Source organism: Acinetobacter sp. Tr-809 (assembly GCF_011753255.1).
Taxonomy (GTDB): Bacteria; Pseudomonadota; Gammaproteobacteria; order Pseudomonadales; family Moraxellaceae; genus Acinetobacter.
In genome coordinates, this window is the sequence record NZ_VWVZ01000002.1 from 26170 (window position 1) to 39317 (window position 13148).

General features: G+C 41.9%; 13 protein-coding genes and 4 tRNA genes. 15 read left to right on the forward strand and 2 right to left on the reverse strand.

Translation table 11 applies throughout. The features are described from left to right. Window positions 1-114: 114 nt before the first annotated feature. From rpe to F3J02_RS04325, 14 genes are all read left to right on the forward strand, one after another. Window positions 115-801 carry a ribulose-phosphate 3-epimerase gene (gene rpe / locus F3J02_RS04260; protein ID WP_005151321.1) on the forward strand — a complete coding sequence of 229 codons (687 nt, stop codon included), beginning with the start codon at window positions 115-117 and terminating at the stop codon, window positions 799-801. Window positions 802-1170: 369 nt separating this feature from the next. After that, entirely contained in the window at window positions 1171-1590 is a 420-nt protein-coding gene (locus F3J02_RS04265) for a hypothetical protein (RefSeq protein WP_167247893.1), read from the forward strand. 76 nt (window positions 1591-1666) lie between these two features. After that, window positions 1667-3565 (forward strand): copper resistance system multicopper oxidase, encoded by a 1899-nt coding sequence (locus F3J02_RS04270; RefSeq protein WP_167247894.1) that lies wholly within the window; start codon window positions 1667-1669, stop codon window positions 3563-3565. Beyond that, window positions 3552-4448 carry a copper resistance protein B gene (locus F3J02_RS04275; protein ID WP_167247895.1) on the forward strand — a complete coding sequence of 299 codons (897 nt, stop codon included), beginning with the start codon at window positions 3552-3554 and terminating at the stop codon, window positions 4446-4448. Before F3J02_RS04270 ends, F3J02_RS04275 begins: the two co-directional genes overlap by 14 nt. 82 nt (window positions 4449-4530) lie before the next feature. Beyond that, the gene (locus F3J02_RS04280; protein ID WP_167247896.1) at window positions 4531-5031 is read left to right on the forward strand and encodes a cobalt transporter; all 501 of its coding nucleotides are present in this window, start codon (window positions 4531-4533) and stop codon (window positions 5029-5031) included. Window position 5032: 1 nt separating this feature from the next. Beyond that, window positions 5033-5581 (forward strand): hypothetical protein, encoded by a 549-nt coding sequence (locus F3J02_RS04285; RefSeq protein WP_167247897.1) that lies wholly within the window; start codon window positions 5033-5035, stop codon window positions 5579-5581. A 166-nt stretch (window positions 5582-5747) separates the two neighbouring features. Continuing rightward, the gene (locus F3J02_RS04290) at window positions 5748-6065 is read left to right on the forward strand and encodes a DMT family transporter (RefSeq protein ID WP_167247898.1); all 318 of its coding nucleotides are present in this window, start codon (window positions 5748-5750) and stop codon (window positions 6063-6065) included. A gap of 17 nt (window positions 6066-6082) precedes the next feature. Next, a complete protein-coding gene (locus F3J02_RS04295) occupies window positions 6083-6571 on the forward strand; it encodes a methylated-DNA--[protein]-cysteine S-methyltransferase (RefSeq protein ID WP_167247899.1) in 489 nt (162 codons plus the stop codon). A gap of 299 nt (window positions 6572-6870) precedes the next feature. Then, window positions 6871-8091, forward strand: coding sequence for a bifunctional glutamate N-acetyltransferase/amino-acid acetyltransferase ArgJ (gene argJ, locus F3J02_RS04300; RefSeq protein ID WP_167247900.1), 1221 nt, complete (start codon window positions 6871-6873; stop codon window positions 8089-8091). Window positions 8092-8233: 142 nt separating this feature from the next. After that, entirely contained in the window at window positions 8234-9298 is a 1065-nt protein-coding gene (gene nadA / locus F3J02_RS04305) for a quinolinate synthase NadA (RefSeq protein WP_005151304.1), read from the forward strand. 133 nt (window positions 9299-9431) lie between these two features. Continuing rightward, a tRNA-Pro gene (locus F3J02_RS04310) sits at window positions 9432-9508 on the forward strand. A gap of 68 nt (window positions 9509-9576) precedes the next feature. Then, window positions 9577-9653 (forward strand) — tRNA-Arg (locus F3J02_RS04315). A 36-nt stretch (window positions 9654-9689) separates the two neighbouring features. Next, window positions 9690-9765 (forward strand) — tRNA-His (locus F3J02_RS04320). A gap of 4 nt (window positions 9766-9769) precedes the next feature. After that, window positions 9770-9846: transfer RNA gene (locus F3J02_RS04325), tRNA-Pro, on the forward strand. 138 nt (window positions 9847-9984) lie between these two features. Here F3J02_RS04325 and F3J02_RS04330 read toward each other — a convergent pair. Further along, entirely contained in the window at window positions 9985-10440 is a 456-nt protein-coding gene (locus F3J02_RS04330; protein ID WP_167247901.1) for a hypothetical protein, read from the reverse strand. 248 nt (window positions 10441-10688) lie between these two features. Between F3J02_RS04330 and F3J02_RS04335 the strand changes: the two genes are divergently transcribed. After that, window positions 10689-12293 carry a GMC family oxidoreductase gene (locus tag F3J02_RS04335; protein WP_167247902.1) on the forward strand — a complete coding sequence of 535 codons (1605 nt, stop codon included), beginning with the start codon at window positions 10689-10691 and terminating at the stop codon, window positions 12291-12293. 39 nt (window positions 12294-12332) lie between these two features. On the opposite strand, the gene F3J02_RS04340 is transcribed toward F3J02_RS04335, so the two are convergent. Continuing rightward, the gene (locus tag F3J02_RS04340; protein WP_167247903.1) at window positions 12333-13088 is read right to left on the reverse strand and encodes an NUDIX hydrolase; all 756 of its coding nucleotides are present in this window, start codon (window positions 13086-13088) and stop codon (window positions 12333-12335) included. Window positions 13089-13148 lie beyond the last annotated feature (60 nt).

A 13148-nucleotide genomic window follows, 5' to 3' on the forward strand; every position in this document is an offset into this window, starting at 1 on the left:
TGCAACGTGGTGTTGCAAGTTTGCAATGCCGTAATAATGACTTTGTAACAGACTTAGGCGGTCTAAGTTTGTTATAATCAAGGCATTATTTTCTCAGAGTTTGCCAGGTCGTCCATGTCCAAGCCTTATTTAATTGCGCCTTCGATTTTATCTGCTGATTTTGCACGTTTAGGTGAAGATGTAGAAAAAGTTTTAGCTGCAGGTGCAGACGTTGTGCACTTTGATGTGATGGATAACCACTATGTGCCGAATCTAACCTTTGGTGCTGGTATCTGCAAGGCACTGAAAAATTATGGCATTAAAGCACCGATTGATGTGCATCTTATGGTTTCACCAGTTGATCGTATGATCGGTGATTTCTTGGAAGCAGGTGCAGACATTATCACTTTCCATCCTGAAGCAACCGATCATATTGATCGTTCTTTGCAGTTAATCAAATCTGGCGGTGCGAAAGCAGGTTTGGTTTTTAATCCAGCAACGCCGTTACATCATCTTGATTACGTTTTAGATAAAGTGGATCAAATTTTATTGATGAGCGTAAACCCTGGTTTTGGTGGGCAGAAATTTATTCCGATGACTTTGGAAAAGCTGCGTCAAGCACGCAAAATTATTGATGCGAGTGGTCGTGATATTCGTTTAGAGGTTGATGGTGGTGTCGGTCCGGCAAATATCCGTGAAATTGCCGAAGCAGGTGCCGATATGTTCGTTGCCGGTTCAGCAATTTTTGGTCAACCCGATTATAAAACTGTGATTGACCAAATGCGTGCAGAGTTGGCAAAAGTTGGTGCAACAGAAGTTTAGTGTTTTCATCCTATTTTTCACATAAGCTTGTGGATAACTTTGTTTATAACTGGGTGGATAACCATGTTGATAAGCAGGTGGATAAGATGTTGTTAAAATAAACAAAATGATTTCAGTTGTTTATATTCACAACAAAATGATGAAAAAAGGACAATTTTTTGTCCTTTTTTTGTGCATTAACTTCTTCATTTTGCTTTGTTTTTGCTCATCGATGTCGAAGTGTCGATTCGTTTGATAAAACAGCAGTTTGAGGCGGGTTGGGGATGAATTTATCGAAATTCAAACACACAGATCATTGTGTATAACCATAAAAGAAATTATGCTAGGCAGACTAAATTAATTTTTGATGATTGGAACAAGGAATATCAAGTGCAACTCCGCAAGCAATACAAACATCTGTGGTTTGTATTCCTGATGATATTTTTCATCGGGGGAAGCAGTGTGGCTGTTGCAGCAGTTCAAACCCTTCAATCTGATCAAACGACCTCTACAACACTTCAAACCATGTCTTGTCATGACCAGCAAATGATGGATCAACATCATCAAATGCCACATGCCCATTCGGGTAATTCTGTGAAATGTCATGAAGGAATGATGCAAGATACAGTGCACTGTCAGGACTGCAATAGTTCCTCACATTGCCAAACGGTTAATCTTGCTGTGGATCAACAGACACCAAGTCTGTCCTCTTCACCTTTTCTAGAGCTCAGTACGCATATTAATACGGCCTATCAGGCTCGACATCTTGCTGGCTATTGGCAAGAGATTTTACGCCCTCCTAGAACCTGATCTGTCTTTACAGGCTGTTTCTCTATATCCCAGAGAAACGAGCAATTTGAAAAGTTAACAGATTAGGAAAAATATCATGTCCTCAAAAATATATGCTGGTGTCATTGCTAGCTTAAGCCTATTGTTTGCACCTTATAGTTTGGCTGCAATTAAAGAATATCATCTGAATATCAATCAAGGCACGGTGAATGTCACTGGAAAACCAGTGAAGCGCATCACTGTAAACGGCAAATTTATTGCACCGCTTTTAGAGTTTGAAGAAGGTGATGAAGCGGTCATTCATGTGCATAACCAATTGAAAGATCAAGACACTTCACTGCATTGGCACGGATTGTTGTTACCTGGTTTGATGGATGGTGTGCCTGGTTTTAACGGTTTCAAAGGCATTAAACCGAATGGTAGTTTTGAGTATCGTTTTAAAGTTCGCCAGAACGGAACTTACTGGTATCACGCACATAGCAAAGGACAAGAGCAAGATGGCTTATATGGCGCTTTGGTAATTTATCCGAAAGGCAAACAGCCCGTCGCTGCACATGAAAAGGCTGAACGTGATTATGTGGTGATGTTGTCAGATTTCCATGAAACCGAAAGTGACAAGATCATGGCGAATCTGAAAAAGTCTGCTGAGCATTATCAGGACCAACGTGAAACTGTTGGCGATGTCTGGAAACAGATAAAACAGCAAGGCCTAAAAGCAACTTGGCAAGACCGTTCGATGTGGAATCAGATGCGAATGGCCAAAACTGATTTGGCAGATGTGACGGGTTATACCTATTTAGTCAATGGTCAAACACCACAGCAGAATTGGACAGGCGCTTTTAACGCGGGTGAAAAGGTTCGTTTGCGTTTTATTAATGCCTCAGCAATGTCTTTTTTTGATGTACGTATTCCAAATTTAAAAATGACTGTGGTCAGTGCCGATGGTCAGCCTGTGAAGCCTGTTCCAGTGGATGAGTTCCGTATTGGTACAGCGGAAACCTATGATGTGTTGGTGGAACCTAAGCAGGCGCATTACCAAATTGAAGCAGAGTCAATTGATCGTTCTGGATTTGCAATCGCTTCACTGCACAATAGCGCGACTCCGAATACGCAAAAGGTTCAAATCCCTAAAGCACGTCCACGTGCACTATTGACGATGGAAGATATGGGGATGGATCATGCTTCGCATGGTCAGATGGATATGAGCAAAATGGATCATGGCTCAGATCAGTCAATAAATATGGCCAATATGGATCATAGTCAGCATCAGATGCCACAGGATAAAGCCCAAGTTGCACCGACGCAACAAGCAGCGATGGATCATAGCTCGCATGAGCAGATGAACATGGCTGATATGGACCACAGTGCACATGCTCAGATGGATATGTCTGTTCCAGTAAGTTCTGACCATAGCCAGCACCAGATGGTGGCTTCTCCTGAAAAAGGAAATTCAGATACTGTTCAAGGTTGGGCCAATGCTGCAACACCAACAGGTCATAAAGCTTTAAGTTACGCAGACTTGAAATCATTACAACCACAACCTGACAGCTATAGCCGTCCTGCAGAGCGTGAATTGGTGATTCGTTTGGGCGGCACCATGGAACGTTATATCTGGACCATTGATGGGAAGAAATTTAGTGATCCTGACTTTAAGCCTTTAACCGTTCGTTATGGTGAGCGTATTCGTCTTAAGTTTGTCAATGACAGTATGATGGCGCATCCGATGCATTTACACGGCATGTTTATGCAATTGGAAAATGGTCAAGCACCGCAAGATATGCCAAATAAACATACTGTTATTGTGCCACCAGGCAAAACAATTACAACTTTGTTGACTGCGGATGAAATTGGCGAATGGGCAATCCATTGTCATTTGTTGTATCACATGAGTGCGGGCATGATGAGTAAGTTAATTGTCGCAAATGTTGATGAAAGCAAAGCAGTACCAGCAACATCTGTTCAATCTTCACAAGGAGTGAGCCATGCAAATCACTAAGCTATCTTCGAAAATGAAGCGTTATACGCAATTACTGGCGATGGGTGGTGTGGTTACTTCTTTGAGTGCATTTGCGTATGCGCATGAAGGACATGATCAGATGATGCAAATGGATATGCCAGCCAAATCTAGTATGCCAATGAATACCTCTATGGATCATTCGCAACATCAGAGTTCAACTGTTTCTGTGCAGACACAAAATAAAGATGAACATGCTGACCATTACAAGGAGCATGGTGGACAAATCTATCAGGCAACACAGCTAGATACACAATGGCTGCTTGATGAAGATGGACAGGGCACGCTCAAATCCAAATTAAAAACTTGGGTTGGAACCGATGAAAATAAATTATTCATCATTGCGGATTATGCCAAGGCTGAATCAGAAAAGTCTGAACAGAGTCTTGCGGCACTTTATAGTCGTAATATTGCTGACTTCTGGGATGTACAGGCCGGTGTGAATTACCGTTATAACGCTGAGCGAGAGTTAGATAAGGAACAATTCGAAGGTGTTGTGGGTTTACATGGTATGGCACCTTATTTCTTTGAAACAGATGCACATGTTTATTTCGGGCAAGATCAGCAATGGCGTTTTGTACTCGAAACTGAGCGCGATTTATTATTGACTCAAAAGTTGATTATGCAGCCTTATCTGGAAATGGAATGGGTCATTCGAGATGAGTCGAAGTATGCCGCCAAAACTGGTCTTGCTGATGCTGAAGTGGGGATTAAAACCCGTTATGAAATCGTCAAGAACCGAGTCATGCCTTTTATTGATGTTGGTTATGGCTATAGCAAAGGACGTAAAGAGACCAATTGGCAAACCGCCAGTGACTCTAAAACGGGTTGGGTCTATGGTGCTGGCCTTTCGCTAAAGTTCTGATATTTTGTTTAAAATGTCATTTTTTCGAGATACTGTTGGTTTATACTAACAGTATCTTTTTTGAGTCATTCATGGTGCATAAATGGCTTTAGAACAACAACACAATGCAATAACAGATAAAACAAACTCGCATGCCCATCTGAAAGAAAAAACGGAGAGATCATCTTTATCTCAACTTGAGCTGATTCCTGCTGATGGCAGTATGAATGTGAGTTTTTATTATATTCCGCATATGAGCAGCCCTGTAGAAGCACAGCAGGTGAGGAAAGCATTAATCCCTTTTTCAGAGCTATTGATTGAGCACTGTATCGATTTAGAAGCACGACATTTAGCACTTTATCATCAAGACCCTGTTTCAGAGGTTACGGCAGCATTGCAGCGTTTGAATCTTGGTGCGGAACTACAACAAACCATGCCGCATTATGAACCAATGGAACTGGCGACCTCTAAACCACAAGTCGCTCAGAATAAATATCAGCAGCAAGATGAAAATCTCTTAAGTCTGATTCAGCAATTTATTTCAACTGTTTTAGCACGATTTAAGCAATGGATAAGAGCCTTACAAAATAAACGGGATAAGTAACATGCCAAGATGGATGTATGGCTTGCTGGTGATTGCACTCGGCTGGATGCTGTGGACAAAATGGATTAAGCCTACACCTGATATCAGCCAGATTACGACTCATCAAGGTGTGCAAGTTGTAGCATTAGAAAATTATGAAGGTTCATTCCGCGTGCTTTCAAGAGAAGACTATAACTTGGGGCGTGAAGCTGAATTTTCTCCTATGGATATTGCCGTTGGCTGGGGTGAAATGACCAATCCTGAGGTCTACAAACAGATTGATATTTCTCAAAGTAACCGTTGGTATCGTTGGTCCGTTAATCACGAGCCTCCGATCTCACTTCAGCAGATTGCAACACACAGTGCCAATATGCATCTTGTACCAGCCAATGCCACAATTGCAGCACAAATGAAAAAAATTAAACAAGATGATTTGGTGTATTTAAAAGGCTCACTGATTGAGATTCAAGCCAAAGATGGTTGGCGTTGGAAAAGCTCTTTATCTCGAGAAGATACGGGCAATGGTGCGTGTGAGTTGATGCGGGTCGATCAAATTATCTGGCAGCAGTAGAATTAAATAAAGAACTTCATTTTTTCAAAAGCTTAGTCAATATAGATACAGAACAAATCACATATTTTTAAAATTCCACAGTACACTACTGCACCTAGGAGGACGACCTCCCTCGAAAAAATCACGTTGGGACGACCCGACACTTGATAAAGTTGAGCGTAATAAAATGGCGTGGGCAATTTTAATTTTGGCAGGTATTTTTGAAGTTATTTGGGCATATTCCATGAAGATGTCTGAAGGATTTACCAAGTTAACGCCAAGTATCGTGACCATTGTTTTCATGATTTTAAGTGTGGTATTACTTTCGATGTCGATGCGGACTTTACCACTTGGAACGGCTTATACCATTTGGACTGGAATAGGAGCAGTTGGCTCATTTGTTGTTGGCATTTTGATCTTGAATGAACCGATGACAGCGATGCGCATGATCGCAGCAGTCTTAATCGTTTCAGGTCTTGTACTGATGAAGTTATCATCAAATTAATGGTTTAGGAGAGCGTGATGCAACTGGTGTATATGTACATGGATTCTCCTGTGGGTGCATTAAAACTGGTTGCTCATGATCAGGCACTTGTCGCTGTGATGTGGGACAATGAAGACCATAAGCGGGTACGACTGTCTGAATTGGTGGAAGATCTACAGCATCCAATGCTGCATCGCGTTAAACAACAATTAGAACAATATTTTGCAGGACAACGTCAGCAGTTTGATCTGCCTTTGGACTTTCAGGGGACTGCGTTTCAGCAGCAGGTCTGGCAGGCTTTATTGACGATTCCTTATGGGGAAACACGCAGTTATAAAGACATTGCCATTCAGTTGGGTAATGTAAAAGCCGTACGTGCGGTTGGAGCCGCTAATGGTAAGAATCCGATTTCGATTATTGCGCCGTGCCATCGGGTGATTGGTTCGAGTGGGGCTTTGGTGGGTTTTGCAGGTGGTTTGGATAAGAAGCAGATTTTATTAAATATTGAACAGAAGAGGTTTAAATAATTTAAAAGTTTGGTACAGCCTTATAAGTTAGAAATGAACCATAATGCTTTGTGTATAGGCATTCTTTTACTTTTCAGGGATGAAAAGTAACAAAAATCTTTTGTTGGACAGAGGGCACATCCATGTAGCCCCTGTCCAACGAGCGGCATCCATGCCGCATATCACGATAGTCAATGTTGATTATAATTCTAAAAAAACTAACTTTATTTTATAAATTATCCATGTCGTTAATACTCGATTTTAATCGCCTTTTGGAATAAGCTTAAGCCTTTCATAACAAGTTGAATGGATATTTAAAAATGGCTGTTGGTGACGTAACAATGCCACTTATGCATGTGGTGCAGGGTGTAAAAATTGGCTCAACTGAGGCGTATGTACGTTATCCAAATCGACGAGATTTAGTCATTTTTGAATTTGCTGAAGGCTCAAATGTTGCAGGGGTATTTACCCAAAGCGCTTTTGCGGCTGCGCCTGTTCAATTGAGTAAAAAGCATTTAACAGAAAATACCCCACGTTACCTGATCATCAATACGGGTAATGCCAATGCTGCAACAGGTACGGTAGGCTATAAAAATGCAGAAGCGACTTGTGTCAAGTTAGCTGAATTAACGGGTGTTCAAGCAAATCAGATTTTACCGTTTTCAACTGGTGTGATTGGTGAGCAACTTCCAATTGAACGTTTAGTACAAGGTATTCAACCTGCATTAAATGATCTAAATGCAGATCGTTGGGCAGACGCGGCATCAGGCATCATGACCACAGACACTACACCGAAAGGTGCATCTGAACAGTTTGAGCTGGATGGTGTGACCTATACCATGACAGGAATCAGCAAAGGCGCAGGCATGATTCGTCCGAATATGGCGACCATGCTCAGCTTTGTTGCAACCGATGCCCCGATTAGTGCTGAATTGGTACAGCGTTTACTGCAAACCACGGTTGAGCATTCCTTTAACCGCATTACCATTGATGGTGATACCTCGACCAATGACTCTTGTATCTTTGTTGCAACAGGTCTAGCTGGCGGTGCTGAAATTCAGAGCCAAGAGGATGTACGTTATCAGCAAGTATTAGAGGTACTTGCTCGTATTATGGATCGTTTGGCACAATTGATCGTACGTGATGGTGAGGGTGCAACCAAGTTCATCACAGTTCAGGTGGAAGGCGGAGCCAATACTCAAGAATGTTGTGATGTTGCCTATAGTGTTGCCGAGTCACCACTCATCAAAACGGCTTTATTTGCCTCAGATCCAAACTGGGGACGTATTGTGATGGCGATCGGTAAGGCGGGTGTGCCAAAGTTAGACAGTAGCAAAGTTCAAGTTTGGCTTGGCGATGTACAAATCTGCTTGGATGGTGGTGCAAACCCTGACTATACCGAAGAAGCAGGTGCAGCTGTTATGGCTGAGAAGGAAATTAGCATTCGTATTGACCTCGGTCGTGGTACAGCAAAAGACACGGTTTATACCTGTGACTTTTCTTATGACTATGTCAAAATTAATGCCGATTATCGCTCATAAATTTGCGTTATAATAAAGCCTCCACAGTGGGGCTTTTTTTATAAGCTGGTTTGTGGACGAGGTGATTTATCCCAAATGATCGCCTATTACCCACGTTAAAAGTTTGCAGTGATGCAAGCACGCAGGATAGAGAAGACGTTTTATGAATAATGCGAATTTAATTGCGAACGAAGCCAAAAATATTGTGCAGACGCATTTAGATCGTTTGGGTGAGCCTAAGGACAACAGTCTTAGCCCAGAAGTGAAACAAGAAAAGTTTGCCCAAATTGCAGCAGAGCTTAAAAAACGCAATGCAGTACTTGTGGCACATTATTACTGTGATCCTGACGTGCAAGAGCTTGCAGAGCTGACAGGTGGTTGTGTTTCTGATTCATTAGAAATGGCGCGTTTTGGCCGTGATCATCCTGCAACGACATTGGTGGTTGCAGGGGTCAAATTTATGGGGGAAACCTCAAAAATCTTATCACCTGAAAAAACGGTGTTGATGCCAACATTGGAAGCAACCTGTTCACTTGATTTGGGTTGTCCTGTAGATGAGTTCAGTGCATTCTGTGATCAGCACCCTGATCATACCGTGGTGGTGTATGCCAATACTTCAGCAGCAGTCAAAGCACGTGCCGATTGGGTGGTGACTTCTAGTTGTGCGGTAGAGATCATTGAGCATTTAGATAGCTTGGGTGAAAAAATTATTTGGGCACCAGATCAGCATTTAGGTCGCTATATTCAAAAGAAAACAGGCGCTGAAATGTTGTTGTGGGATGGCGCATGTATCGTACATGAAGAGTTCCGCGCGCGTGGTATTGCGCAGATGAAAGCGTTATATCCAGATGCAGCTGTATTGGTCCATCCTGAGTCACCTGAATCGGTGGTAGATATTGCGGATGCTGTTGGTAGTACCTCGCAACTGATCAAAGCAGCGCAGACTTTACCGCATAAGCAAATGATCGTGGCAACGGATCGAGGCATTTTTTATAAAATGCAGCAAGCCGCACCAGATAAAGAGTTATTTGAAGCACCAACCGCAGGTGAGGGGGCAACTTGTCGTTCATGTGCACATTGTCCATGGATGGCGATGAATGAACTTGATGGCATCTTGCATGTATTACAACATGCTGATCAAGAAATACACGTTGATCCAGCCTTGGCAGAACGCGCAAAATTGCCTTTAGATCGAATGTTGAACTTTAGTGCTTCGCTAAAGCGTTAATATGCTTGTTAAATATACATTTGATAAGGAAAAATCACTTTTTTTAAAACTAGGTGTTGACGTGATGCAACGTCAAGCCTAGAATGCACACCGTACCGCACGATGTGCGATACAATAAAAGCTGAAAAGAAATCGGAGCATAGCACAGCCTGGTAGTGCACCTGGTTTGGGACCAGGGGGTCGTAGGTTCGAATCCTACTGCTCCGACCATTTAAAATATGTTGAAAAACATAGTTTTAAATATCGGCGAAGTATCGTGATAGTATTATCATCGTTATGCGCCTGTAGCTCAGTTGGATAGAGCATCCGCCTTCTAAGCGGATGGTCACAGGTTCGAATCCTGTCAGGCGCGCCATTTGGCAGCTTGGTATATAGAATCAAAGTTTTGATGGTGGATGTAGCTCAGTTGGTAGAGCCCCGGATTGTGATTCCGGTTGTCGCGGGTTCGAATCCCGTCATTCACCCCAATTTCGGAGCATAGCACAGCCTGGTAGTGCACCTGGTTTGGGACCAGGGGGTCGTAGGTTCGAATCCTACTGCTCCGACCATCATCTTAAAAGATGAGATAAAATACCGCTAAGTTAGCGGTTTTTTTACGTCTGGATTTTTTTATTTTATTCAGGCTTAATCTGTTTTAACGTCGTATTAAGGGAAAATACTATTTTAAATAACCTTATCCAAATTAATTAGCAGTTTGAGTTGGGTTGTGTTTCCATATACTCTTCAATGATTTCAAAATCTCCGTTCTCCTTAGGTTCAATCATCATATAGTAGCTTTTATCGGTATAGCATTTTTTTGTTGAATAACGATCTGCCTTAATTTTATATTTTTTAGTTAAAGGCGTGATTTTTATATTTGAGAACTTACTGCGATCATCGCTAGCTTTGGCAATTGGCATGATTTTAGCAATCAACATTTTCCATTGTAACCCTGTAAGTTCCATGCTTCTTTCTAGACCATGAGGATATTTTCGGTAGGTATGTATTTTTGCAGAATCTGAATATAAGCCTGCAAGTGCAGGATCAAAATTCTCTCCTAATGTTATGTAGTCATTAAAGAATTCTTTGGGACTTGGATTGGCAAATGCGATGTTAGTTATAAGTATACAAGGAATAAGACATATTAATTGCTTAATTTTCATGAAGTATCAACTCGAATTAGTTTTATTATCAACATATTCTAGAATGTTTAATAATAAAAGCTAAAAGATTCTTAAGGGAATCTAGATAAATTCTTTTGATGTATTTTTAAATTAATTATTGTGATTGTAGGTATATCCAGTTAAGTTACTTTTATTGATATGAATTGGTTAGACAACTACAACAGTGTTTAAATGCCGTGTTCGGCATAATGCTTCCACTTTTTAAAAAGAAAAAACAGAGTATAGCGATGACAGAAACAGCTTTTGATTTTGTAATTATAGGTGGTGGTTCAGCAGGATCGGTACTGGCTGGGCGATTATCAGAAAATCCAAATATTTCGGTATGTTTATTAGAAGCTGGTGGTGATGGGAATAGCTGGTTGGTGAATACACCTTCAGCAGCGGTCATCAGTATCCCGACTAAAATTAATAACTGGGCGTTAGAAACCATTCCCCAAAAAGGTCTGAATGGTCGAAAAGGCTATCAACCGCGTGGTAAGTGCTTAGGCGGTAGTTCTGCCATCAATGCGATGGTATACGTTCGTGGACATCACAGTGATTATGATCATTGGGCTGCGTTGGGTAATACAGGCTGGTCGTATCAAGATGTATTGCCATATTTTATAAAATCAGAACATAACGAGCGCATTCGTAACGAATATCATGGACAGCATGGTCCCCTCAATGTTAGTGAATTACGTTCAGACAATCCTTATCAAAAGACCTTTATTGAAGCGGCGAAACAGGTGGATTATCCACTGAATGATGACTTCAATGGTGCTGAACAAGAAGGGCTTGGGGTTTATCAAGTTACGCAAAAAAATGGCGAACGCTGGAGTGCTGCCCGAGGTTATCTGTTCCCATATTTAGGCACGCGTCCAAATCTACAGGTGATTACGCAGGCCAGTGTTTCTCGCATTGTGATTGAAAATGGTCGTGCTGTCGGGGTTGAATATAAACATAAAGGCCAAACCACGGTTGTTCAAGCCAATAAAGAGGTTCTTTTATCAGCGGGTGCATTCCAATCGCCACAAGTGTTGATGCTGTCTGGTGTTGGTCCACGGCAAGAGCTTGAAAAGCACGGTATTCCCGTTATTAAAGATTTAGCAGGTGTGGGTGAAAACCTGCATGACCATCCTGACTTTATTTTTGCTTATAAGACCAAGCAAATGGATGGAACCTTTGGGGTGTCAGTGGGTGGAAGCCTAGATCTAGTCAAGCAGATTGGACGTTATCGTAAAGAGCGTCGTGGTTTGATTACCACTAACTATGCAGAATGTGGTGGTTTCTTAAAAAGCCGTCCTGAGCTAGATAAGCCTAACCTACAACTGCATTTTGTCATTGCTGTAGTAGATAACCATGCGCGAACCATGCATATGGGACATGGAATTTCATGCCATGTGTGTTTGTTGAATCCGCGTGCGCGTGGTTCGGTCAAACTCAGTGGTAAAAATGTGGATGATCCATTACTGATTGACTTTAAATTCCTTGAGGATGAGCAAGATCTTCAGGATATGGTCGATGGCTACAAGGTCACACAAAAGTTGATGAACGCACCTGCTTTAAGTGAAAAAATTAAAGAAGATATGTTTACAGCCAATGTACAGTCTGATGATGAAATCCGTGAGATTTTACGTCAACGTGTCGATACGGTGTATCACCCAGTCGGTAGTTGTAAAATGGGTGTGGACGAGATGGCAGTGGTCGATCCTGAACTGAAAGTGTATGGCATTGAGGGGCTGCGAGTTATTGATGCGTCGATTATGCCAACGGTGGTGAATGGCAATACCAATGCACCGACGATTATGATTGCTGAGAAAGCCGTGGATTTGATTCGTCAAACGTGGAAGTAAACTTAAACCATCAGCAATTGGAGCTAAGCTAGAAATATCTTAGCTCTTTTCATTTTCAGCGTTGTTGCGTGGTGTTTCCAGCATACGCGGAAAGGTGAAATTATAGCTTTCCAGTGCATAGCGAAACAATTGAGCGGGGCGTTTGCCGACAATTTTTTGCTGTCCTGTTTCTTCAACTGCACCTGCTTCCTGCATACGCCGTCTGAATGATTTCTTTTCTAATGTATGACCGAGAATAATTTCATAAATGGTTTGTAATTCGGTCAGGGTAAAAAGCTCAGGCATGAGACTGGCGGGTAGAGCGGTGTAACGGGTTTTATTGCCAAGTCGATCATAAGCGAGTTGGAGCAGCTGTTGATGATCAAAAGCTAAATCCAGCTGTAATGCCTGATCGATTGGAAGCCATTGACTATGCTCAGTGGTGTGACTTGCTTGAATTTCAAATTTGTCAAAATCAATCAGGGCAAAATATAAAGCGGTAATCGACCAGCCGCGTGGATCACGATGTTGATTGCCAATGGTTTCGACTTGTTCTAGGTAAGGGGAATGAATCCCTGTTTTTTCAAGTAGTTTACGGTGTGCCGTTGCCATTAAGTCTGGGTCGGTTTTTAAATCGACAAAGCCACCTGGTAGCGCCCATTTGCCTTTTTCGGGAAAGTTGGAGCGCTGAATCATTAAGACCTGTAATTGACCTTTTGCAACAGAAAAAATTGCCATATCGACCATAAACAGTGGGGTGTCATAGTCTGTTTTTTTGTAGTGGGCAAGGTATTCCTGTTCGGACGTATAGGTCATTTAGCGTTATCTCATGGATGAGTGAATCAAGTATAAAGGTTTTGTATAGATTTGAATGCG

Coding starts and splice junctions, on each gene's coding strand:
- rpe (WP_005151321.1), top strand. CDS start 115: ATGTCCAAGCCTTATTTAATTGCGCCTTCGATTTTATCTGCTGATTTT.
- F3J02_RS04270 (WP_167247894.1), top strand. CDS start 1,667: ATGTCCTCAAAAATATATGCTGGTGTCATTGCTAGCTTAAGCCTATTG.
- F3J02_RS04275 (WP_167247895.1), top strand. CDS start 3,552: ATGCAAATCACTAAGCTATCTTCGAAAATGAAGCGTTATACGCAATTA.
- F3J02_RS04280 (WP_167247896.1), top strand. CDS start 4,531: ATGGCTTTAGAACAACAACACAATGCAATAACAGATAAAACAAACTCG.
- F3J02_RS04285 (WP_167247897.1), top strand. CDS start 5,033: ATGCCAAGATGGATGTATGGCTTGCTGGTGATTGCACTCGGCTGGATG.
- F3J02_RS04290 (WP_167247898.1), top strand. CDS start 5,748: ATGGCGTGGGCAATTTTAATTTTGGCAGGTATTTTTGAAGTTATTTGG.
- F3J02_RS04295 (WP_167247899.1), top strand. CDS start 6,083: ATGCAACTGGTGTATATGTACATGGATTCTCCTGTGGGTGCATTAAAA.
- argJ (WP_167247900.1), top strand. CDS start 6,871: ATGGCTGTTGGTGACGTAACAATGCCACTTATGCATGTGGTGCAGGGT.
- nadA (WP_005151304.1), top strand. CDS start 8,234: ATGAATAATGCGAATTTAATTGCGAACGAAGCCAAAAATATTGTGCAG.
- F3J02_RS04330 (WP_167247901.1), bottom strand. CDS start 10,440: ATGAAAATTAAGCAATTAATATGTCTTATTCCTTGTATACTTATAACT.
- F3J02_RS04335 (WP_167247902.1), top strand. CDS start 10,689: ATGACAGAAACAGCTTTTGATTTTGTAATTATAGGTGGTGGTTCAGCA.
- F3J02_RS04340 (WP_167247903.1), bottom strand. CDS start 13,088: ATGACCTATACGTCCGAACAGGAATACCTTGCCCACTACAAAAAAACA.